This window comes from Holdemanella porci (genome assembly GCF_009696075.1).
In the GTDB taxonomy this organism is placed as follows: domain Bacteria; phylum Bacillota_I; class Bacilli_A; order Erysipelotrichales; family Erysipelotrichaceae; genus Holdemanella; species Holdemanella porci.
Genome location: NZ_VUMR01000004.1, coordinates 17,202 through 39,515, shown reverse-complemented (window position 1 = coordinate 39,515; position 22,314 = coordinate 17,202). Strand labels below are relative to the sequence as shown.

Below are 22,314 nucleotides of genomic sequence, written 5' to 3'. Positions count from 1 at the left end.
ATTTATTTTCATGTATTCAAATGAAAATAACGACAACTTACAAAATATGTTCACTTTGTTGTAGATTATTCATGACAAAACATATATCATTAAATTAACGAATAGTTAACATGTTCAATACATGGGATTGTTATAATTATTTTTGGAAAGTTGGTAAATCAAATGAAAAACAAATTAACAAAACTTGAATTCAAGTGGATTTGTTACGACATGGGAAACTCTGCCTTTATTTTATTAGTCGCGACAATTCTTCCTATCTATTTTAATTATCTTTCAAGCTCGCAAGGGGTAGCCGAACACAACTACCTAAGTTATTGGAGCTATGCAGCAAGTCTTTCAACATTAATTGTTGCACTTGCTGGTCCAATTCTTGGAACACTGGCTGACTATAAAGATCACAAGAAAAAAATCTTCTTAACTTGTGCAATGCTAGGTGCACTAGCATTAGCTTGTTTTTGGATTCCAACTTCTTGGTTTGCATTTCTAGTCCTATTTATTGCTGCCAAAGTTGCCTATTCTTTATCTTTGATCGTATATGATTCAATGCTTACAGACATTACTACAGAAGAAAGAATGGATGCCGTAAGTTCAAAAGGATATGCATGGGGTTATATCGCTAGTGTTGTTCCATTTATTATTAGTTTAGTCTTCGTATTAATGTATGACAAAATGGGAATGACATTAAAGACAGCCATGATGATTGCATTCATCTTAAATGCTGTATGGTGGATAGCATTTACACTTCCTTTAGTAAAAAGCTACAAACAAAAATTCTATATTGAACCAGAAGCACATCCTGTATTAGATACGTTTGCTCGTTTAAAAGACACTTTAATAAAGGCAAAAGAACAAAAGAAAGTCTTCTTATTCTTATTCGCATTCTTCTTCTACATTGATGGTGTTTATACAATTATTGATATGGCTACCGCCTACGGAACAAGTTTAGGATTAAATACAACTGGTCTTCTATTGGCTTTATTATTGACTCAAATTGTTGCCTTCCCTGCAAGTTTAACATTCGCTGTATTATCCAAAACAAAAGATACGGCTTCATTGATTAAGGTTGCGATCATCGCATACTTCTTAATTGCTTTATTTGCCGTACAATTGGATAAACAATGGGAATTCTGGATATTAGCGGTTGCGGTTGGATGTTTCCAAGGTGGTATTCAAGCTTTATCTAGATCATACTTCGCAAAAATCATTCCAGAAAATGCCAGTGGTGAATACTTCGGACTATTTGATATCTGCGGTAAAGGCGCTAGCTTTTTAGGAACTATGTTGATTGGTGTTGTAACACAGATTACGGGTAAACAAAACTTAGGTGTTGCCGCTCTCTCCATCATGTTTGTGATTGGATACCTAATTTTTAATAAAGTATCTAAAATGGACGACTGAAAAAGATTGTACAAGTAACGTACAATCTTTTTATTTATCTAATTTCATGATCGTTTTTATAATTCCATGCATGGCTGCATATAAGACGGCAGCAACAGGCCAAATCATATAGGTGATATCCCATTGTTTTGTCCATAAGCTCCAACCAAGATAAACAGCTGTTACAAGACACCAATATGCACCTGTGAATGTTTCAGTTTTCTTCTTTGCACGCTTTTCTTTTTTCGTATAATCACCTTCTTGCAGCAATGTATCATAGCTACTTTTTATTGTGGAAACACGAATTAGAATATTCACACCAACGGAAACCAAAATTAATAATATAGCTAAACATAATGTACACACATAATCAGATGCTTCCATGCAACCTGCAATAATCAACGGAATTACAGACAAAATACATAGAACAACACCACAAGCTAACGAAAAGGAATAATGTTCTTGATAGCTTTGATTCTTTTCTTTGGCAAGTCCTGTTACGCCATATTCTGTTTCAAAGGGTTCTTGTTCTAAAAATTGTAAAGGACTCAATTTAATTCCTATTTTAATGAAGATAAATACTGCAAGTGCAACCATACCTAATAATATGGCACATGCAATTCCAATGGCTAAGCCATTATTGAAAGTTGAAACTAGAAATAAAGGAATTGGACTTAGGATACATAATGTTGTCGCATTCGCAAGCATAGGTGCTGCTTTTTTCTTTTCATCCATATATGCATTCGCTTCTTCCATACTCACACGATGTAATTCACAATCTGTATCGCATATTGTCTCTGTATTTTCTTTTTCAACTTCATCTTTTAACAAGTAATCTGTGCTCACTCCAAATAAGTCAGCTAACTGAATAATCTTTTTTAAATCTGGAATAGCTCCTGCACTTTCCCATTTTGAAACCGATTGTCTGGATACACTTAGTTTTTGTGCAAGATCTTCTTGTGTCCATCCATTCTTTTTTCTTTCTTCAATTATTTTATTAGCTAGAATCATAGTTCTTCCTCCTTAGCCAAAGTTTACTAAAATTTGCGATTACATTCCACCAACCTGGCTTGTCAATTTATCAATTTACAGTTGCATATACTAGAAAAGACTTGAATTCAAATCAAGTCTTTATCTATGCAACATATTTACTTAATATATGATTAAGCTTTTGTTCATCAATTGGTTTTGAGATCGAATCATTCATAATCGTTTGATTCACACTATATTCTGATTGTGCACTCATGGCGACAATTGGAATGGATGGATTGATTTTACGAATGCATTTAGCAGCTTCATCCCCATTCATTTTTGGCATCATAATATCCATCAAAATCAAAGAATACTTATTTGGTTGTTCCTTAACTTTTTCAACTGCTTCTAATCCATTCCATGCCTTATCTACATTGGCATGTACGGCATTTAAATAAAACTCTGCCACTTCCATATTGATTTCATTATCTTCTACTAAAAGAATTCTTTTATCCTTTAAATCCAATTTTGAAGTATCTTGTTTTGCAGTATTGGATGTATCCAATTGATAAGAAAGAATGACCTTAATTTGTGTACCTACACCCACTTCACTTTTGACTTCAATACTTCCGCCAAGCTTATCCACTAAACCTTTCACAATCGACATACCTAAACCAGTTCCTTCATATCTTGTTCTGGCATCTTGTTTAGCTTGTGAAAATGGCGTAAACAAGTGATTTCCAATATAATCTTCACTCATACCAATTCCCGTATCTTTGATTTCAAATTCAAATGTAACTTTTGAATCGTCACTCGATATTTCTCTGACATACGTATCAATCGTGCCATTTGACTTATTGTACTTAATGGCATTCGTTAATAAGTTTCCGAGAATTCTTCTAAGTTGTAATGCATCTCCAATTAAATGCGTATGGACTACATTCTCCATATGCTTGTGATATGTAATATTTTGAAGGGATACTTGGGCATCAATCAAACTATTCAATTCTTCAACCATATAATTTAAATCAAATGGCTCATTCACAATCTCCATATGATCTGATTCTAATTTAGACATATTCAAAACATCTTCAACCAATTCATTTAAGTGTTTTGTCAAAACTTCCATCTTATTTAAAGAATCATCCAACTTATCCATATCACCCCAGTTTTTACGTATAATCTGCATCATACCTAAAATACCATTGATTGGCGTACGAATATCATGGCTCATACGATTTATAAAATCAGTTTTAGCTTTACTTTCTAAATCTACTTTTTGATATGCTAATTGTAACTTTTTCTTTTCTCTATCTTCTTTCTCATGAAATGCCGATGTATTTCTGAACAAAATAATAGCACGTACTATATTACGTTCCTTTTGAATATCTATATCATAAATAACATCTTCACTCATCAATATCATTTCTTGAATCCAAATCACACCTTGATGTGGTATTTGAATCTGATATTCAACCGTAACATGTTTATCCCCTGCTCTATATCGATTTAAAAGGCTTTGACTCGATTCAACAACGCTAAAGCTTCCCAAACAATCCTCTAACACATTCGCTTTTAATTGTTTAACATATGCATTATAATCACATGGTAAATTTGGTTTTTTATCTGCACACATATAATTGTCGTAAATACCATCGATTTGATTCTGCGTTAAATTCACCGAGAAAATTGATTGTGCCATTGCCATCAAAGCTTCAATATAATGATCGTTTTCTAAAATAGATTGTTTCAACTGATCATAATAACGCATCAATTGTTGCTTCTCATCCATTTCAATTGTGTCATAATAAATTTTAAAACCTAACGCAAAATGATGCAGATGATTCTTTTCATCGCTGTCTAAATAAACGGCTATAATTTTCCCTTTTAATTTTGTACGCTTAATTTGATGACAATATGAAATTTCTAATACAGGATTTTCCTTTGTGAGACACTCATTTAAATAGTCCAGCTGCAACACATGACGATACTCTTCCTTCTTATTCTCTTCAAACAATTCATTTAGAATTTGCTCAACTGCTCCCGAGTAGATGCCATCTTCTGCTAAGAAAAAGGAATAGCTAGCCCGTAAAGTAAAATATGCATCGATTTTGGCATCACAATAAATACAATCCGAAAAATTATACCCTTTATCTTTTAATTGTTGTATAACACGAAGAATCAAATCACGTTTTTCTGTAGCTTCATTGATTTTTGCCTGGTTTTTATCAATATACATATTTTTATCCGCCTGACAAAACAATTCACGCATTGTTAATATTGAAAAATCATTTGAATACGCAAAACCAACCGCATAACTTAATGGAATTTCTGAACATTTAGCACATTCTTTTTTGATATTTTCTAAATTTCTTTTTACATCTTCCTTTGTCACATTTTTAAAGAAGGCAATGAATTCATCACCGCCACAGCGACCTACAAATTGATTTTCATCCACACCTTTACGAAGACTTTTCGCAAACGAATTGATATATAAATCACCTCTTTCGTGTCCTTGTTGATTGTTGATGATTCTAAGATTATTTAAATCAAAAACACAGATTGCCATATTTTGTTCAGCTTCTAAAGTTAAAATCTCTTCGCACTTATTTTTATTTGGCAATCCCGTTGCTTCATCTAAATAAACTTTGGTCTTTAACTCACGATTCACTTTGGCATAACGCAAAGCCTTGATAAGCTCATACAAAATCATAAAGATGAGAATTACAATATCAATGATTGTCAACGCTTCAAATTGTCCTAAGCGTGTTGCGATTCTTTGTGCATATGTTTCTGCAAGCCCTGTGGCCACATCACATAGAGAAAAGAAAGTTTCACTCTTTTGAATAATATTCGTATTCTCATATCCAACTTGTCGAACAAGATCAATTTCTTGTTTTAAAGTATCAAAATACGCATCTAATTCTTCCATCTTTGCCTGAAAAGCCTTATCATCTAAAGATACTAAATCTAGTTCTTCACTACCAAAACGAAGTCCTTTTATATAGCCTTCCACATCCGCAATCATTTCATCTTGCGGCATTCCTGCATCTTCCAATTTAATAATTTGCTGTGTTTTTCCACGTACTAATCCTGCATAATTGACAACACGAGCCGTCCCTTGAATGCGTGATACCATCAAAATGATGATTAAAATCAGTACAATCAAAAGACTGGTTAAAGCCGTCATTAGAAAACGTATTATTTTTGAGAAATGATTCTTTTTCTTATTCTTCATACTATTATTGTATTAAGAAAATGAAATTATCACAAGAAAAAGGATGAATTCATTTATTCATCCTGCGACTAATCCATATTACAATCCATATGCACATTCCGACAACCATGAAACTAAATCCAATGAGTGCCAAAGCCATCCCTTCATGCTTTAAACCATCTACTCCTACATATGCGTTTATTTTCCCCTTTAAAAGCAAGAAAACAGTTCCTGCAATCAAAAATAAATTCGCAACAAATGCAGGTGTAAATACACGATCCTTTTGATCCATAATAACATCCCCTTATTGTTACCGATGTATTATATCATTTCATTCCTTTATTAAATCTTAAATTTCTCTTAACTTTCTTAGCATTTGATTGTACAATGGATAAGAATAAAAGAAGGAAGGATTCTTATGCAAAACATTGATGAATTAGTTGATTTACACGAATGCCCTCTATGTGAAGGTGGTTCGATTCTAGAAGAAGAAGGAAACGGATTCTATGCACAATGCATGGATTGTGGCTGCTATACAGTTCATGTTGATTATAAAAACGAAGAAGATCGTTTAGAAGCTGCTAAAAGAGCCGCTGAATTATTTAATACAGGTAAAGTATTAAAATCAAATCCTGGTGAATAAGAGAATGAGTGGAAATTCCACTCAATTTTTTTATTTAACTGAATTTTGATCTAACCACTTACCTCGAACCATACGAATAAAGAATATAATACCCCTAAATACCAGCTCGAAAGTCATTGTGGCCCATACACCAATAACACCATATCGTTTTGTGAAAATAATAATTGGTAAAACACGCATTCCCCACATACTCAAAGCATTTAAGACAAAAGGACGTTTACTATCTCCAGCACCACGTAATGCCCCCATTACTACAATACTAATCGCAAATAATGGTTCAGAAAAAGAAACAATTCTTAAGCACTCACTAGCTCCATCAATAACTTCTTGACTATTCGTTAGTGTTGAAGCCAAAAATGGTGCAAGCACAAACATGATAACACTCATAAATATCACTAGAACAAAAGATAATAAGGTTGTTAAATACGCAAATCGTTTTGCCATATCCTTTCGATTGGCTCCAATACTTTGTCCAACCAATGTAGTTGCAGCACCACCAATTCCATAAGCTGGCAAATAACATAATCCTTCTGCTGAAACAGCCACATAATTAATAGCTACACTGATTGCACCCATCCCTGAAACGACACCCGTCATCACAACTTGAGCTAAAGATAGTGTCACTCTTTCAAGACCTGCTGGAATTGAAAGATTCACTACATTCTTCAAGATATCTTTATCAAATTTCCACGATTCATCACCTAGAAGTCGTAATGATTTTTCCTTTTTGACTGCAATATACATTAATATAAAGCCTACAATCAACTGCGCCATTCCCGTTCCTAGTGCAGCTCCGGCAACGCCTAAATTTAGTATATAAATAAAGAAATAGTTAAAAATAACATCAAATACACACATTGAAATATTCATAAGACTTGGAAGCACGGCATTCCCTGAACATCTTAACATTCCTGAATGTAACATCGCCATCATATTAAATGGAATAAAAGCACCTACTATAGCCAAATATAAAGTGGCATCTCTACAAATTGATGGGGCTGCCCCCAATAATTTTGGCAAATAAAAACTGGATGTTACCACAACCAATGCCATACATAAACCAAAGATAATATTAAAGAGAATCGACTGACATACTACCTGTCTAGCCAATTTATTTTTACCAGCCCCTAAATATTGAGCTACCTGCACTGAAAAGCCTAATACCGCAGCTGCACAAATTCCTCCAAAAAGCCATGTTGTACTGGCAACCACACCAATGGCTGCCGTAGCCTTATAACCTAGTGACCCAACCATAGCTGTATCAATATAACTCATGGCCGTTCCAACTAATTGTTCTAATATTGCAGGTACAGATAATAAAACGACAATTTTTAATTGATCTTTGAATTCTATTTTTTTATTTTCGCGCATCTGCGCCGTTATTTCCATCATGTTCATAAGATGATTATACAAAGAAAAAAGATGTATGTCACCATACACCTTTTAATCTTCTACCTCTTCACGCCACATTTTGGCTCCTAAATGAGCTAACTTTCCGTCCAAGTTATCATAACCACGATCAATGTGATAAATATCATGGATTTCTGTCACACCATCAGCCATTAAAGCTGCGATGACAAGTCCAGCACCACAACGAAGATCTGTTGCAGTTACTTTAGAACCATGTAACTTTGTCTTTCCGTTGATAAACGCACTTGGTGTGTGTACATCAATGTCAGCACCCATCTTATTTAACTCTGCACAATGTTTGAAACGTTCTGTATAAATTGTTTCTGTTACTACAGATTGGCCTTCACATTGTGTTAATAATACAGTAAATGGTTGTTGAACATCTGTGGCAAAGCCTGGATATGGTTTTGTCAAAATTTCTGTACGTTTTAAAGGTTTATCTGTTTTTAATACATGAATAAAATCCGAACCAACTTCCATATTGATTCCCACTTCTTGAAGTTTCATAACAATGGCTTCCAAGTGTTGAGGAATAATATTTTCGATGCGCATGTCATTGGCCATAGCGGCTGCCATAATCACATAAGTTGCTGCTTCAATACGATCTGGAATGATTTCATGAATACAGCCCTTTAAATATTCAACACCATCAATCACAAGAGTACTTGTCCCCATGCCATGAATTCTAGCACCCATTTTATTTAATAATGTTGCGATATCGATAATTTCAGGCTCACGTGCGGCATTTTCAATAACCGTTCTACCTTTTGCGTAAACAGCTGCCATCATAATGTTGATTGTAGCTCCTACACTCGAAATATCTAAGAAAATATTTGTTCCTTTTAATTCTTTCGCATCCAATATATAACATCCATTTTCATATTGAATATTTGCACCCAAAGCCTCAAACCCTTTTAAGTGCAAATCAATAGGTCTTGGACCTAAGTAACATCCACCAGGCATCTTAATTTCTGCATGCCCAAATTTTCCTAACAAAGCTCCCATAAAATAGTAGCTTGCTCTTAATTTAGAAACAGCTTTAGATACCATAGGAATATTTTCCATATGAGTAGGATCTATATATAATGTTTCTTCATCTCGTTTTTCAACATAAACACCAAGTTCATTTAATAAAACGATCAAAGACTGTACATCTGAAATATTAGGTACACCATAAATTGTAACCGGCTCATTCCCTAAAACACATGCTGGAATTAAAGCCACAGTCGCATTCTTTGAACCACTAATACGTACTGTTCCATTTAAATCATGTCCACCTTCAATTTTAATGACTTTTTCCATTCATTTTCCCCCATTTCAAGGTAATGCCTATCTATTATAGCCTATTCAATCCGGATAATCTAGAAAAATATTGTAAATTCCAAAAGCCATCTATTTTAAATGTTTTTCCATCCAATTTGTGATTTCATTTAAACGACGCAAACGATGTTGAGGAAGTCCCGTACGTGATAAATCATGATTTTCACCATGGAACAAGCACATGCGAGCTTCAATATTCTGATCTAATAAAGCATTCAACATTTGTAGGCCTTCACAAAGTGGACAACGATAATCCTCATCAGAGTGAATAAATAATGTTGGTGTTTTCACATTACGTGCATATTTCAATGGTGAATGCCACCACAATTTTTCTGGATTTTCATCATATGTAGCAGATTGTTGATCTTGTGCAAAGTATGGCCCAATATCACTTGTCTGAGAGAATGAGATCCAGTTGGCAATACTTCTTTGACTAGCAGCACACGCAAAACGATCCGTATGACCAATGATCCAGTTTGTCATAAATCCACCATAGCTTCCACCAGTTACACCAACTCTGCTTGAATCAATTTGAGGATATGTTTCTAAGACTTTATCTGTAAACTGCATCAATTCATCATAATCAATCGTTCCATATTTTCCACGAATGTCCATAAACTCATTGCCACGTCCATCAGAACCATGAATATTACAGAAGAATACAAAGTATCCTTTACTTGCCCATACTTGCATTTCATGATAGAACACTTTTCCATATACTGTTTTAGGTCCACCATGAATATCTAAAATAGCCGGATATTTTTTTGTTCCATCATAATCTTTAGGCAATAATACCCATCCTGTTAAATTTTCACCAAAATTAACTTCTACAGGATTTGCCACATATGTATCTTCCATTTTATTAAAATCAGATAATTGAACGGCTTTACCATCTACAACTTTATACAATTGTTGAAGACTTGCCACATCAGCTCCAATAAAATATAATGTGTCATCTTCAAATGCGAAAGATTGAATTGTTCCTGGCCATTCAAATACAAGTTCAATATTTCCATTTTCTAATTTATACAAATTATTGTGATCATAGATCGTAGAAACAAAATATAACGCATCTTTATTTACTAGAGTCGCATTACCTGCAACTAAAGCACAATCTGTACCTACACTGTTTCCAACACATTCTTGCCAATCAGCAATTAAATTAAAGTCTTGATCAAAGAATTTTGGATTCTCATTCAAGCCATATTTTTCATGTGTGCTTGCGATAAGAACCAATTTACCATCCACAAAATCAAAACTTTGAATACTTCTTTCCTTAGCATCTACAACTGTACTTACAGAACCATCATATTTATAAAGATTTTCATATAAAGCTTGTTTTCTTGTCCAATTTTGTCCTGTATAATACAAAGCACCATCATGAATCTTTGCGTTTGACACATCAAAAGTACCTTCTGTAACGCAAACAAGTTCTTTTGTGTCTAAATTATATGTATATAAATGCGTACGATGTTTATTGGTGATTCCCTGACCATTCATATAGAAAGGAATCTCATCAAACACTTCATAATCACTTTCTTCTTCAACAAGTTTTTCTTTCGTCATCAAAACCAAAGTATTCTCGTTTAAATATCCCAAAACATTCATTCCTGGTTTATCAAAGCGAGCAATTTCTTTGGCTTCTCCACCATTCAATGCCAAACGATATAAAGATGTAGATTTTTCAATATTCTTACGATTTCCACAGAATAGAATCGAATTTTCATTTTCGATATAAAACCCTGCTTCTTTTCCATAAGAAGTTAAATCATATACTTTATCGTCCTTTACGCATTTTAAAGTATATTCATAAGCATTTTCCTTTTCTGCTGCTACTCCATCAACAAAAACTTTTACTCCATCTTTCACTTTTAAATTTCCATAAAAGTGATAAGACAATAAATCATTAATTTCAACTGACTTCATATATTTCCCCTCCAAATTATGCAAAAAGCAGGCTTAAAACCTGCTTTATTTAAAAACTTTAATTATTCAGCTTTTCCAGCAGAACCAAAGAAGTTTTCCATCATTTCTTTACATAATGCTGTGATTGCATCAGCACCTGGTTTTAATAATTTACGTGGATCGTATCCTTTTCCTTCTTGGTCTTTTCCAGCTTCGATGTATTTACGAGTTGCTTCAGCAAATACTAACTGACATTCAGTATTAACGTTAACTTTAGAAACACCTAATGTGATAGCTTTTTGAACTTGTTCACGAGGAATTCCTGAACCACCGTGTAATACTAATGGTTTTCCGTTTGTTGCGTTTTGGATTTCTCCTAAACGATCAAAGTTTAATCCAGCCCAGTTTGCAGGATATTTACCGTGGATATTTCCGATACCAGCTGCTAAGAAGTCTACACCTAAGTCAGCGATAGTTTTACATTCTTCAGGGTCAGCTAATTCACCAGCAGATACTACACCGTCTTCTTCTCCACCGATTCCACCAACTTCACATTCAATTGATAATCCTTTTGAGTGTGCTAAGGCGATCATTTCTTTTGATTTTTCTAAGTTTTCTTCGAATGCATAATGAGAACCATCGAACATTACAGAAGTAAATCCTGCTTCGATAGCAGCTTTTGCACCTTCATATGAACCGTGGTCCAAGTGTAAAGCTACAGGAACTGTAATTCCCATTGCATCGTGGATTTCTTTTACCATAGCAGCAACTGTTTTGAAACCACACATGTATTTAGCAGCACCTTCAGATACTCCTAACATAACTGGTGATTTAGCTTCTTCAGCAGCAGCTAAGATAGCTTTTGTCCATTCCAAGTTATTGATGTTGAAAGCACCAATCGCATAGTGCCCTTCGTGAGCTTTGTTGATCATTTCAGTAGCAGATACTAACATTACTCTATTCCTCCTTTAAACATTTCTGTCATAACTATTCTACTCCATAACGCCCAATTTGAAAAGTGAAATTATTAACTAACGACGTGATTTTCCGGATAATTCAACAGGTTTGGACAAAGTACGAATTCTTTCTAGAATTCTTAGACTCGCAATTGTATTATTCGGTTTATTCACAAGACGATACTGCTGTTCTAATTCTTCCATTGAATAATTTGATGTAAAGTATGTTTTCATTCCTTTATTCATACGCTCATCTAAAACAGGAAGTAAGATTTCATCTCGCGTCCATTGCGTAATACTTTCAGCTCCAATATCATCTAAAACCAAAACATCACTGTAGCGTAAATGGTTCATCACTCTTTGACGATAATCATTATCTGTCATAAACTGTTTCAATTCCTGAATCAATAATGGAACCTGTACAAAAGAAACACTCTTATTATTTTTCGCATAGTAATTACAGATTCCCTTCATTAAATAAGACTTTCCAGTCCCTGGATTTCCATATAAATACACACCTTGATTTAGCGGTATGCTACTCACACTTTGGGTATAAGCTGCCATATAATCTTTTTCTTTGGCAGCACTTAAAAAGCAAGCATCATTTAGATCGATTAAATAATCATTTAAAGACATATGAGAAAAGCGAAATTTACTTTGATGAGCCAATTGTTGATCTCTTTTTTGTTCATACTGACAAGAAGCGTAATATTCATTCAAGAAACCAGAATCGTCAATTTTTAATTTTGTAGCCTTCCCACGAATCTTCTGTACACAATAATCCAATCCCTTACAGTTTCTACATGCGCTCACACTCTTGATCCACTGCAACAAAACGCCACTATTTTCTTCTACAAAAGATGCATCTAAATGATTCTGTTCAAGAAATATTTGAATCCATTCATTTTCTTTTAAACGAGCAATATTCTGTTGTCTTTCCATCATCTGCTCTTCTGAAAGTTTAATATTTAAATTCACTACAACTTACCTTCTTTCAACATCTTTTGAAGTTCTAACATCTCCTGTTGGATTTGCGTATCTGATTTTTCTTCCTTTTGCGTATAGAACTTCTCATCAAGTACAACCTTTTCTTCTTTTTTCTCTCTTTTATTTTCTGTTGGCGCTTGGTTGATAATTTCCAATGCTTTCTTCCTAGAATCCACGCCCAGACGAACCCAGCTTGCCGCAACTTTTTCAACGTAATTTCTAGAAAATTGTTGATGTGTTTGCTGCAAAGTATATTCAATCAAAGTATTCACAACTTCAACTGAAAGCTGGAATTGTGTGCATAAACGTTCAATCAATGCCTGATCCGATTTCACAACAGGAATTCCATTTTGCTTATTCTGCAAAAATTTAACAGGTGGCATCTGATATGGATCTTTACTTGTTTCCATAACCTTACGATTACGCATAACCATCTCTTTTAATTTGTCCAAATCAAATACATGTGTTGAAGGATTAATACTTCTTTGCACGTATCTACGCATATCTTTGGCATCAATTCCATATATTTGTGCCATCTGTGCAATACGATCTAAATTTTCATTAGTTCGATAACGTGCCGGAAAAACACGATCCATCCCTTTGAAGAGTGTTGCAAAATCAAAATCATATTTTTGTTTGATTGTCGGTTTCACCTTTTCGTACGCAATCTCTTTAGATTCGTTCCACGAATCTAAAATTGAAACATCCAAAGGACTTTCTACTTTGGTATATACAGAAGAAATCGTCTTATCTTTATGAAGCATTGCCTTTATTTTATCAAAACACTTTGATCCTACACTTGCCAAATACAATCTTGAATAGGTATCGTGACATAAAAATTTATCTGGTAATAATGGAGCATACAATAAAATCAACATGTCATCTTCATGAACATAGGTTTCAATTAAATGATATTGCTCTAAATAATTTCGTGCCTTATCAAATTGTGAAGCATTTATATTCAACAGTAAATATACGTCTTCTAATTCAACAGAATTTTGAATAGAGCCTAAAAATTCATATAGACAAATTGAACTTTTACCCATCAAAGGACCATACAACAAATGCAAAGATTGTCTTTGTTCAACAGATAAATGTTCTATGCAACGCACTTCAATCGCCATGTACCTTCTCCTCTTTTAATGCTTCTTCTATTTGTTTATGCAACTGTTCTACTGTACCATTATTTTGCAGTACAATATCACTTTTTGCCATCTTCTCTTCCGGATTCATCTGTGATACAAGCCTTGCCAAAGCTTGTTCCCTAGTAAAATTGCGATAGGTTTGTAAACGCGATAAGGCTACATCTAAATCAGCCACAACGCACCATATTGAGTCAAAATGATCTTGTGCAGAAATCTCAAATAAAATTGGCATTTCCACAAAGACAATCGAACTCTCTTGTTCATAAATCCATTTATGCATCTGTTCAAAAATCAAAGGATGCAAGATGGCTTCCACTTGTTTTCTATGTTCTGCCTTAGAAAACATATATGAAGCTAAACTTTCCTTAATGATCTGTCCATTTGAATCCAATTCAACAATACGTAAATCATTTAATTTCTGATAACCCAAATTTCCCTTTTTTAATAAATCCGCATTGACCTGATCACAATCTAAAACAGGATATTTTTTTCTTAAATATCGAGAAATCTCACTCTTTCCTGAACCCATAGATCCAGTGATTCCTATTACTTTCTTTTTTGACAATTTGGACATAGATAAGTCCCCCTTTGTGATACAGTTAATTTTTTAATAGCATGATGACACACTTTACATTGTGTTTGATCATGTACATTCAAATAGAGTTGAAAACGTCCCGTTACCCCTAAACTTGAAGTATAAGAACGGATGGTTGTTCCACCAAAACGTGTAGCTCCCTGCAAGATTCGCTTTGTCTGAAAAACTATTTTCTCACAATCTTTCTTTGAAAGCTTTGAGGCACGGCTTCTAGGATCTAATCCTGAGGCAAAACATATCTCATCCGCATAAATATTTCCAACACCTGCCATAATCGATTGATCTAACAGGCAGGATTTCAAATTTCGTTTTAACGAATGAACACAGGTATAGAAATACATTCCATTCACTCTTTCATCCATATAATCATATCCAACATTTTTAAAACACGGATATGCATGAATATCTTCTTTTTTAGGATACAAATACATTCTTCCAAATTTTCTTGTATCATGATACGACATATAGGTTCCACTATTTAATTTAAATACTATATGAATATGTTTATTCTCACAAAGCATATTATAAAGATAAAATTTACCTTCCATTCTTAAGTGAACAACTAGATCATAGTCATCCAGACCAAAAATCAAATATTTCCCAAGTCGATTAAATGAATGGAATGTTTGCCCAATTAATTGATTTTTAAAAGTTTCTACTTCTACATTATCTATAATCTTAGGATAATATATCAATACATCTTCAATTGAAACATTTTTAATTTGTGTTTCCAACGTACTTAATACGGTTTGTACTTCTGGTGCTTCCGGCATTATTTTGCCTCATACCATGACTTTCCAACACTAATACTTGCCTTTAATGGAACCTTTAATTCCATTGCACTTTCCATTGTTTCTTTGACAAGTTTTTGCATCAAGTCCAATTCTTCATCTGGCACTAAGAAAATCAATTCATCATGGATTTGAAGAAGCATTTTTGATTTTACATTGGCATCTTTTAAAGCTTGATCCATTTTCAACATCGCAATCTTGATCAAATCAGCTGCACTACCTTGAATTGGTGCATTCATGGCAGCTCGCTTACCAAATTCTCGTGTCATAAAATTCTTATCGTTGATTTCAGGAATCTCTCTTCTTCTGTGGAATAATGTTTCGACATATCCATGTTCTTTACAGAAATCAATCAATTGATTCATATATTCGTGAATCTGAGGATAACTTTCAAAGTACATCTTCATAAATTCACCCGCTTCTTTTCGTGTGATATTTAATTGTGAAGATAAACCAAATTCAGTTTGTCCATATACAATGCCAAAGTTAACTGTCTTGGCAATTCTTCTTTTATGTTCATCTACCTCTTCTGGTGAACACCCAAAAATTAAAGTTGCCGTTTTTGTATGAATATCCAAACCTTCATTAAACGCTTTTATCATGTGATCCTCATTGGCCATATGTGCCAACATTCTTAATTCAATCTGCGAATAATCAGCAGACAATAAGTGATATCCATCTTCGGCGACAAACGCCTTACGAATTTCTTTACCTAAGTCATCCCGAATACTAATATTTTGTAAGTTTGGTTCACTGCTTGAAAGTCTTCCAGTTTGCGTCATTGTCTGATTAAAAGAAGTATGAATCTTTTGATCCGAACGAATATGTTTTTTCAAACCATCAATATATGTACTGGATACCTTCGCAATTTTTCGATATTCAAGAATATCATCAATGATTGGATGTTTTCCACGAAGCTTCTCTAATACATCTGCGGATGTTGAACGTTTTTTTCCACCTGAACTTAAGTTCAACTCATCAAATAAGACATTCGCCAATTGTTTTGGTGAATTGATATTAAAAATCATACCTGCATGTGAGTAGATTTTTTGAGCAAGAGCATCCAATTTCTCGTTTAATAAAGCTCCATACTCATCTAAAAAACTTTCTTGAATCGAAATACCTTCTTGTTCCATCGAAAACAAGACATGTGTTAATGGCATTTCAATATCTTCATACAAAGACAATACATTTTCTTCTTTTAAAGAAGCACGAAGCTTATCCTTTTTTTCACATAGTTGCTGAGTCAAACTATGATAGATCGCCTTTTCTCTTTCCAAACTATAAGCAGGCCCCTCTTTTGTCTTCTTAGATACATCATGGAAAGATTCTGGAAGATGAATTTGAAGTGCTTCTAAGACTGCATCACTATCTGTTGCGGTAGAATTCAATAAGAATCCTGCAATATGTAAGTCATTACTAAAAGTATTCCATTTAAATCCATAGCGATCTAATAGATGCATCATTTCCTTTGTATCCCATGTACTCATTTCTTTTGTTTCCAACAATGTTTTAAAGTTTGTATCCTCTAATGCGTTTTCTACTGAAATATAATAAACAGTTTTATCTTTTGGAATCATAAAACCATACAATTTTTGATCTAAATAAGGCTCTTGAGTACATACTGGCATAACCATAACGTCATCCATATTTTCAAATTCAAAATGGTCCACTTCTTTTAAAGGCCATTTTTCCTCTTTAGTCTGTTTAGTACGATTTACCAATGATCGCATTTCATATTTTTCATAGAATGCATTCACATTATCTTGAATTCCTGTAAACTCACAATCGCATAATTCAAATGGCAATTCCATCTTTGTATAAATAGTAGCCAATTCTAAAGACATGAAGGCATTATCTTTATCTTTTTCTAGCTTTTCTTTTAATTTTCCTTTTACTTCATCAATATGAGCATAAACATTTTCTACAGTGGAATATTGATTCAATAAACGCAAGGCTGTCTTTTCACCAACACCGGCTACGCCTGGAATATTATCGGCTGTATCACCCATTAATCCTTTCATATCAATAACTTGCCTTGGAGTAATTCCATACGTATCCATTAAATTTTGTTCGTCCATTAGATCCATTTCACTTAGGCCCTTTTTCATCAAAAGAACATGTGTACTTGAATCAATCAACTGTAATAAATCACGATCACTAGTCAGAATTGTAGTTTGAACATCTTTGCAGCATTTGGCCATACTTCCAATAATGTCATCAGCTTCATAACCTTCTTGTTCATAACGTTTGATTCCAGCCGCATCCAAGTATTCTCTAACAATTGGAAATTGAACAATCAATTCTTCATCCAATGGTTTCCGCGTTCCTTTATACGCTTCAAATTGTTTGTGTCTAAACGTAGGTTTTCCTGCATCCCAAGCCACTAAAATCTTATCTGGTTCAATAATGTCAATTGCCTTGTTTAACATCATCACAAAGCCATAAACCGCATTGGTTGGAATGCCATTGGATGTAGTCATTCTATGTGTATATAACGTTGCATAATATGCACGAAATAGCATGGAGTTTCCATCTAATAATAATAGTTTTTTCATACGCGTACCTCTTTTCTTCTATTTTAACATATATGAAAAGAAGGAAACGAATCCCTGACTCATTTCCTTCGAATATTTTGCATTTTCAACTTCTCCATCCGCTTAAATCGAATATCTTTGATTGTCGCATATCGCATGAATACTGTAATAATATAGATCAACACGAATATAGCCACACCATTAAAAATCAATGTCAAAGCTTCAACGTGAATAAACCATTTCACAAAGCTCATTGTGAGATATCCGAAGATCTTTGCGCCAAAAAAACAAATTAAATCACTCGCAAACATCATTAGGAATACAATACCAAATTGTACCCAGTGATCTTGATCCATCGCTTCTTGAAAAAAGCCAATAGCCCAGCCAAACAAGCCAAACAAAAGCATCTTAACAAGCCAGTCTGAAGTAAAAAACATTCCCACACAAAGGCCACATAAACAAGCATATAGAAACCGATTTAAACTTCTTTCATGAACCACGACTAATAGACATCCACAAAAACATAGATGGCTAACTAAAGATAGTGAGGAATATGTAAAATCAACGCCAAACAAAGAAGCAATCAATTGATCTAACATAGCTAGAATGGCTAAGAAAATAAATGAATAACGTTCCTTATTTATCATTTACTCTCCTCTTTTCCAATCACAAGACAATAGTCAAAACTTTTCATATTGGATACAGGTGATACATAGACAGTTGAAATAATAGAGTCATCATTTAAAGATACATCTTTTACTTCACCTATCAAAATTCCACTCGGATAGTTTCCACCCTTACCACTTGTCGCAACTTTTTGCCCTTTTGTGACAATCGCATCATTGTCAAATAAAGATACTCGATATGCCTTTTTTTCTGTATCATACGATTGTAAAACACCTTCTACACTTGTACCATCTTCCAAAGACATCTTTATCGCAATATCATTACTTAAATGCTGGCTTGTCAACAATTGTACAATGCTCGTCATTGTTTGAACACTTTCAACCAAGCCAATGGCACCATCACTTGTTGCCACAAGCATATTCTTTTCTACCCCTTGTTTTTTGCCAGCTGAAATTGTCACTGTCTGCAACCACGAATCACTTGAACGTTCTAAAACTGATACACTAATTGTTTTAGCATCCCCAAATCCGCCTTTCATTTCAAGCAACCCTTCTAGTTGTTTATTTTTATTTCTTTCATCTTCATATGCCGTCTGATAATTCTTTTGTTCTGCCAATTGTTTTGACAAATATTCATTATCATCATAAGCATGCCAAAGATTCGCAAAATCATTAACTGCATTTCCAATTGAAGACAGCGGATATTGAATTAATCCATATTTTAAGTATGTCCATACGCTATATCCAATATTCGTGATGGAGTTTTGTCTTAAGCCAAACATTGCACATGCTAGTATACATAAAACGACAATTGTCGTAAGTAATCTTTTTTGAATTCGAGTAAATTTGCGCATAATATCCCCCAAACTAACTTATATTATAGCGACAAACCCTCCTTCTTTCAATCGAGATATTTATGCTCTTTAAACGAATAATATTGATTTTGTCCTACAATAATGTGATCAATTAAATTCACTCCCATTGTCATTGCGACATGAACCATTTTATAGGTTACCTCAAAATCTGCTTTGGATGGTGTACAATCGCCAGAAGGATGATTATGGGCAATCAAAACGGAGTTTGCGTTTTGAAGAAAAGCCTCTTTAAACACTTCTCTAGGATGTACTACACTTTCATTCAACGTTCCCTTAAACAAAACACGATGAGAAATGAGTTTACTTTTTGTATCTAAATACAGAGCAATAAAACATTCTTGTGGCAAAGAGCCATACTCAAATTCAAACCATTCAATCACATCTTCAGGTCTCATAATGGAGGCATGATACACCTTTGATCTAATGACACGTTTACTGAGTTCCACACTTGCCAAAAGCTGTAAAGCTTTAACTTCTCGTATTCCTTGAATCTGCATCAATGTATTTGCATGCATTGACATTAATTTTGATAAACCTTCACTTTCTTTCAATACATCGGATGCAATTTCGAATACGGAACGATTTTTATTCCCGCTTTGAAGAATCAAGGCAACCAACTCTAAATCGCTCAAAGATTCTAAGCCATAGCGTAGCGCTTTTTCTCGTGGGCGCTGTTCCACTTCCATCTCTTTTACCTTCATATACTCTTATACGAAAAAAATACACTTTTTTTTAATTTATTTTACTTTTTTGCTTGCAAAGTACAGAATCACATGGTATATTATTTAAGCGTTAAGCAAACATGGCGGTTGTGGTGAAGTTGGTTAACACAGCGGATTGTGGCTCCGTCACGCGCGCGTTCGAATCGCGTCAGCCGCCCCACTAAGATTTTTAAGCTTCGAGAAATCGAAGCTTTTTTATTTACATTTTTTAAATTTATTTGTATATTAGGAACATGAAAAAATTATTACTCATACTTTTAAGTCTTACATTATGTGCGTGTCAAGCACCAACAAAGAGTACAACTTCGACTTCAAAAAAAGCTTGTGATGTAACAAGCGAAGAAGAAAAGTGCAGCAAAAAAGACAATACTAAAACAAATTTTAATGAAATTAACTTTGATGAAGCCATTCAATACTTCACTCAAGAAAAATCGGGTGTTTTATATTTCGGATTTTCAAGTTGTCCTTGGTGCAAAGAAGCTAAACCCATTTTAAAGAAAGTCGCAAAAGATAATGGAATCGACATCCAATATGTAAAAGTAAGAGATGAAGAAAAGAATCGTCTTTATACAGATGAGCAAAAAGCGATTATTGAACCATATATCCAAGATTATATGTCAAATAACGATGAAGGTGTTCTAACCTTATATGTTCCTCTAGTGTTGGTTATAAAGAATGGAAAAGTCATTGATGGACATGAAGGAACATTAGAAAGTCATGATGCGACCGAAAGAAAAATGACAAACGATGAAAAAGAGCAACTAACAAAAATCTATATAAAATTAATGAGTGAAGCAAAATAAACTAGCTTCACTCATTTTATTTTCTTCGTATTTTGACTTGATCATCCAAATTCAAATGTCCAATCAATAAACTAGAGTTCACATCATGCATCTTATAGTTTGACACAATTTTTTTGGGATCAAAATTGGCGTAGCAATATTTGCATCCGTGTAAACATGAATTATAAGCACCAACATCCACCATATTCACGCAATGACAATCCCTTGCCTTCCACTCTTTAAAAAGCTTGCCCGTTCTTTCAAAGGCATATTTAATGCTGATGCAGCAATCTTTTTCATCACCAATTTGATATTTATTTTCCATACAACTAACAATCTTCATATCATTCTTTTCAAAAGTTTCTTTTAACTTAAGATATTCCTCATTAGAGGGTTCATGATAATCCAAATGATTATTTCGAACATTTTTATAATCATCCACAAAAGAGACAATCACTTTAGATACATATCCTTTTAATATTGTACATAATTTATTAAAGGCACGAATATGATAATCAACATTATATTTGGAATTCAAAAGGATTGGATCATATCGCACACATACATTTTCTTTTCCAAGATAAGAAGACAGTTTTTGAACACACGCAATGATTTCTCCTTTATCAGGTACTTGAGGTTCCATATCTTTAAAGTATCCTGTGATGGTAACTTGTAGCTGAATGGGTACAGAAAACAAATGTATTGTATCAAGCAATGGCAATGGATTTTTTGTACAAAATACAATCATATCTACATCAGATACAAAGATACGACTGACAAGTTTTGGATTAAAAGGGTTTCTTACATCAAAATATCCTTCATTCCAGCGGTTCACAAACCAATTCATATAATATGCTACAATATCTGTTCTTCCACTCGCATTAATAATCATAGTTTTATTAAACTAAGAAACAAAATAATAGTCAATATAAAGAAAAAAGTCATCCTAAGATGACTTAAATTTCTAAATGGCGGTCCAGATGGGACTCGAACCCACGATCTCCTCCGTGACAGGGAGGCATGTTAACCACTACACCACTGGACCAATATTTAATTTTAAATGGAGCAGATGAGGGGAATTGAACCCCCGTATCAGCCTTGGCAAGGCTGTGTTCTACCATTGAACTACATCTGCATGAATGGCGGTCCAGATGGGACTCGAACCCACGATCTCCTCCGTGACAGGGAGGCATGTTAACCACTACACCACTGGACCATAATTTTCCAAAAATAAGATGGCGGAGAAGGAGAGATTTGAACTCTCGCGCCAGTTTCCCGACCTATACCCTTAGCAGGGGCACCTCTTCAGCCACTTGAGTACTTCTCCAAGAATATTTCCAGAATACTTATTTTTTTAGAACACCTGCGTTATCCGTAACGCCCGTTTATAATAACATGGATAAAAACTTATTGCAAGCAAATTTTTCAAAAAAAGACAAAAAAATTTAGAGGCC

The 22,314-nt window shown here is 34.0% G+C and carries 19 protein-coding genes and 5 tRNA genes; 4 read left to right on the top strand and 20 right to left on the bottom strand.

Annotation, left to right across the window (positions count from 1 at the left end; all coding sequences use genetic code 11):
- Positions 1-162 precede the first annotated feature (162 nt).
- A complete protein-coding gene (locus FYJ55_RS01625; RefSeq protein WP_154555349.1) occupies positions 163-1,398 on the top strand; it encodes an MFS transporter in 1,236 nt (411 codons plus the stop codon).
- A gap of 30 nt (positions 1,399-1,428) precedes the next feature.
- Here FYJ55_RS01625 and FYJ55_RS01620 read toward each other — a convergent pair whose 3' ends face one another.
- The 3 genes from FYJ55_RS01620 to FYJ55_RS01610 all read right to left on the bottom strand — a co-directional run bounded on the left by FYJ55_RS01620 (position 1,429) and on the right by FYJ55_RS01610 (position 5,858).
- Complete coding sequence (locus tag FYJ55_RS01620; protein ID WP_154555348.1) at positions 1,429-2,388, bottom strand: helix-turn-helix domain-containing protein; 960 nt, start codon at positions 2,386-2,388, stop codon at positions 1,429-1,431.
- A 124-nt stretch (positions 2,389-2,512) separates the two neighbouring features.
- Positions 2,513-5,587, bottom strand: coding sequence for an ATP-binding protein (locus FYJ55_RS01615; RefSeq protein ID WP_154555347.1), 3,075 nt, complete (start codon positions 5,585-5,587; stop codon positions 2,513-2,515).
- A 49-nt stretch (positions 5,588-5,636) separates the two neighbouring features.
- Positions 5,637-5,858 (bottom strand): DUF3955 domain-containing protein, encoded by a 222-nt coding sequence (locus FYJ55_RS01610; protein WP_154555346.1) that lies wholly within the window; start codon positions 5,856-5,858, stop codon positions 5,637-5,639.
- Between the two features lie 126 nt (positions 5,859-5,984).
- On the opposite strand from FYJ55_RS01610, the gene FYJ55_RS01605 reads away from it, so the two are divergent.
- Entirely contained in the window at positions 5,985-6,209 is a 225-nt protein-coding gene (locus tag FYJ55_RS01605) for a Lar family restriction alleviation protein (RefSeq protein WP_117571665.1), read from the top strand.
- A 30-nt stretch (positions 6,210-6,239) separates the two neighbouring features.
- On the opposite strand, the gene FYJ55_RS01600 is transcribed toward FYJ55_RS01605, so the two are convergent.
- The 12 genes from FYJ55_RS01600 to radC form a co-directional block, all read right to left on the bottom strand.
- The gene (locus FYJ55_RS01600) at positions 6,240-7,607 is read right to left on the bottom strand and encodes an MATE family efflux transporter (RefSeq protein ID WP_154555345.1); all 1,368 of its coding nucleotides are present in this window, start codon (positions 7,605-7,607) and stop codon (positions 6,240-6,242) included.
- Between the two features lie 45 nt (positions 7,608-7,652).
- Positions 7,653-8,921, bottom strand: coding sequence for a UDP-N-acetylglucosamine 1-carboxyvinyltransferase (locus FYJ55_RS01595; RefSeq protein WP_154555344.1), 1,269 nt, complete (start codon positions 8,919-8,921; stop codon positions 7,653-7,655).
- 90 nt (positions 8,922-9,011) lie between these two features.
- Positions 9,012-10,865 carry an alpha/beta hydrolase family protein gene (locus FYJ55_RS01590; RefSeq protein ID WP_154555343.1) on the bottom strand — a complete coding sequence of 618 codons (1,854 nt, stop codon included), beginning with the start codon at positions 10,863-10,865 and terminating at the stop codon, positions 9,012-9,014.
- Positions 10,866-10,927: 62 nt separating this feature from the next.
- Entirely contained in the window at positions 10,928-11,797 is an 870-nt protein-coding gene (gene fba, locus FYJ55_RS01585) for a class II fructose-1,6-bisphosphate aldolase (protein ID WP_117925061.1), read from the bottom strand.
- A gap of 78 nt (positions 11,798-11,875) precedes the next feature.
- The gene (locus FYJ55_RS01580) at positions 11,876-12,778 is read right to left on the bottom strand and encodes an ATP-binding protein (RefSeq protein ID WP_287717763.1); all 903 of its coding nucleotides are present in this window, start codon (positions 12,776-12,778) and stop codon (positions 11,876-11,878) included.
- Entirely contained in the window at positions 12,778-13,911 is a 1,134-nt protein-coding gene (locus FYJ55_RS01575; RefSeq protein ID WP_154555342.1) for a DnaD domain protein, read from the bottom strand. Before FYJ55_RS01575 ends, FYJ55_RS01580 begins: the two co-directional genes overlap by 1 nt.
- Positions 13,901-14,506 (bottom strand): dephospho-CoA kinase, encoded by a 606-nt coding sequence (gene coaE / locus FYJ55_RS01570; RefSeq protein ID WP_117925056.1) that lies wholly within the window; start codon positions 14,504-14,506, stop codon positions 13,901-13,903. The genes FYJ55_RS01575 and coaE overlap by 11 nt, the downstream gene beginning before the upstream one ends.
- Positions 14,479-15,300, bottom strand: coding sequence for a DNA-formamidopyrimidine glycosylase (gene mutM, locus FYJ55_RS01565; RefSeq protein ID WP_154555341.1), 822 nt, complete (start codon positions 15,298-15,300; stop codon positions 14,479-14,481). Before mutM ends, coaE begins: the two co-directional genes overlap by 28 nt.
- Positions 15,300-17,876, bottom strand: a complete 2,577-nt coding sequence (polA, locus tag FYJ55_RS01560; RefSeq protein WP_154555340.1) for a DNA polymerase I — start codon at positions 17,874-17,876, stop codon at positions 15,300-15,302. Before polA ends, mutM begins: the two co-directional genes overlap by 1 nt.
- 59 nt (positions 17,877-17,935) lie before the next feature.
- Positions 17,936-18,502: a hypothetical protein gene (locus FYJ55_RS01555; protein WP_154555339.1), complete on the bottom strand. Its 567-nt coding sequence runs from the start codon at positions 18,500-18,502 to the stop codon at positions 17,936-17,938.
- Positions 18,499-19,335, bottom strand: a complete 837-nt coding sequence (gene mreC, locus FYJ55_RS01550; protein WP_154555338.1) for a rod shape-determining protein MreC — start codon at positions 19,333-19,335, stop codon at positions 18,499-18,501. Before mreC ends, FYJ55_RS01555 begins: the two co-directional genes overlap by 4 nt.
- 47 nt (positions 19,336-19,382) lie before the next feature.
- A complete protein-coding gene (gene radC, locus FYJ55_RS01545) occupies positions 19,383-20,042 on the bottom strand; it encodes a RadC family protein (RefSeq protein WP_195836632.1) in 660 nt (219 codons plus the stop codon).
- Between the two features lie 119 nt (positions 20,043-20,161).
- Between radC and FYJ55_RS01540 the strand changes: the two genes are divergently transcribed.
- Positions 20,162-20,238, top strand: a tRNA-His gene (locus FYJ55_RS01540).
- A gap of 73 nt (positions 20,239-20,311) precedes the next feature.
- Positions 20,312-20,881 (top strand): thioredoxin family protein, encoded by a 570-nt coding sequence (locus FYJ55_RS01535; RefSeq protein WP_154555336.1) that lies wholly within the window; start codon positions 20,312-20,314, stop codon positions 20,879-20,881.
- 16 nt (positions 20,882-20,897) lie between these two features.
- Here FYJ55_RS01535 and FYJ55_RS01530 read toward each other — a convergent pair whose 3' ends face one another.
- From FYJ55_RS01530 to FYJ55_RS01510, 5 genes are all read right to left on the bottom strand, one after another.
- Positions 20,898-21,752 carry a DUF1848 family protein gene (locus tag FYJ55_RS01530; RefSeq protein ID WP_154555335.1) on the bottom strand — a complete coding sequence of 285 codons (855 nt, stop codon included), beginning with the start codon at positions 21,750-21,752 and terminating at the stop codon, positions 20,898-20,900.
- Positions 21,753-21,829: 77 nt separating this feature from the next.
- Positions 21,830-21,905, bottom strand: a tRNA-Asp gene (locus tag FYJ55_RS01525).
- Between the two features lie 16 nt (positions 21,906-21,921).
- Positions 21,922-21,995: transfer RNA gene (locus FYJ55_RS01520), tRNA-Gly, on the bottom strand.
- Positions 21,996-22,000: 5 nt separating this feature from the next.
- Positions 22,001-22,076, bottom strand: a tRNA-Asp gene (locus FYJ55_RS01515).
- A 20-nt stretch (positions 22,077-22,096) separates the two neighbouring features.
- Positions 22,097-22,187, bottom strand: a tRNA-Ser gene (locus tag FYJ55_RS01510).
- Between the last annotated feature and the right edge of the window lie 127 nt (positions 22,188-22,314).

Excerpts from the sequence above, each read along its gene's own strand:
- FYJ55_RS01625 (WP_154555349.1), top strand. The coding sequence starts at position 163 with ATGAAAAACAAATTAACAAAACTTGAATTCAAGTGGATTTGTTACGAC.
- FYJ55_RS01620 (WP_154555348.1), bottom strand. The coding sequence starts at position 2,388 with ATGATTCTAGCTAATAAAATAATTGAAGAAAGAAAAAAGAATGGATGG.
- FYJ55_RS01615 (WP_154555347.1), bottom strand. The coding sequence starts at position 5,587 with ATGAAGAATAAGAAAAAGAATCATTTCTCAAAAATAATACGTTTTCTA.
- FYJ55_RS01610 (WP_154555346.1), bottom strand. The coding sequence starts at position 5,858 with ATGGATCAAAAGGATCGTGTATTTACACCTGCATTTGTTGCGAATTTA.
- FYJ55_RS01605 (WP_117571665.1), top strand. The coding sequence starts at position 5,985 with ATGCAAAACATTGATGAATTAGTTGATTTACACGAATGCCCTCTATGT.
- FYJ55_RS01600 (WP_154555345.1), bottom strand. The coding sequence starts at position 7,607 with ATGAACATGATGGAAATAACGGCGCAGATGCGCGAAAATAAAAAAATA.
- FYJ55_RS01595 (WP_154555344.1), bottom strand. The coding sequence starts at position 8,921 with ATGGAAAAAGTCATTAAAATTGAAGGTGGACATGATTTAAATGGAACA.
- FYJ55_RS01590 (WP_154555343.1), bottom strand. The coding sequence starts at position 10,865 with ATGAAGTCAGTTGAAATTAATGATTTATTGTCTTATCACTTTTATGGA.
- fba (WP_117925061.1), bottom strand. The coding sequence starts at position 11,797 with ATGTTAGTATCTGCTACTGAAATGATCAACAAAGCTCACGAAGGGCAC.
- FYJ55_RS01575 (WP_154555342.1), bottom strand. The coding sequence starts at position 13,911 with ATGGCGATTGAAGTGCGTTGCATAGAACATTTATCTGTTGAACAAAGA.
- coaE (WP_117925056.1), bottom strand. The coding sequence starts at position 14,506 with ATGTCCAAATTGTCAAAAAAGAAAGTAATAGGAATCACTGGATCTATG.
- mutM (WP_154555341.1), bottom strand. The coding sequence starts at position 15,300 with ATGCCGGAAGCACCAGAAGTACAAACCGTATTAAGTACGTTGGAAACA.
- polA (WP_154555340.1), bottom strand. The coding sequence starts at position 17,876 with ATGAAAAAACTATTATTATTAGATGGAAACTCCATGCTATTTCGTGCA.
- FYJ55_RS01555 (WP_154555339.1), bottom strand. The coding sequence starts at position 18,502 with ATGATAAATAAGGAACGTTATTCATTTATTTTCTTAGCCATTCTAGCT.
- mreC (WP_154555338.1), bottom strand. The coding sequence starts at position 19,335 with ATGCGCAAATTTACTCGAATTCAAAAAAGATTACTTACGACAATTGTC.
- radC (WP_195836632.1), bottom strand. The coding sequence starts at position 20,042 with ATGGAAGTGGAACAGCGCCCACGAGAAAAAGCGCTACGCTATGGCTTA.
- FYJ55_RS01535 (WP_154555336.1), top strand. The coding sequence starts at position 20,312 with ATGAAAAAATTATTACTCATACTTTTAAGTCTTACATTATGTGCGTGT.
- FYJ55_RS01530 (WP_154555335.1), bottom strand. The coding sequence starts at position 21,752 with ATGATTATTAATGCGAGTGGAAGAACAGATATTGTAGCATATTATATG.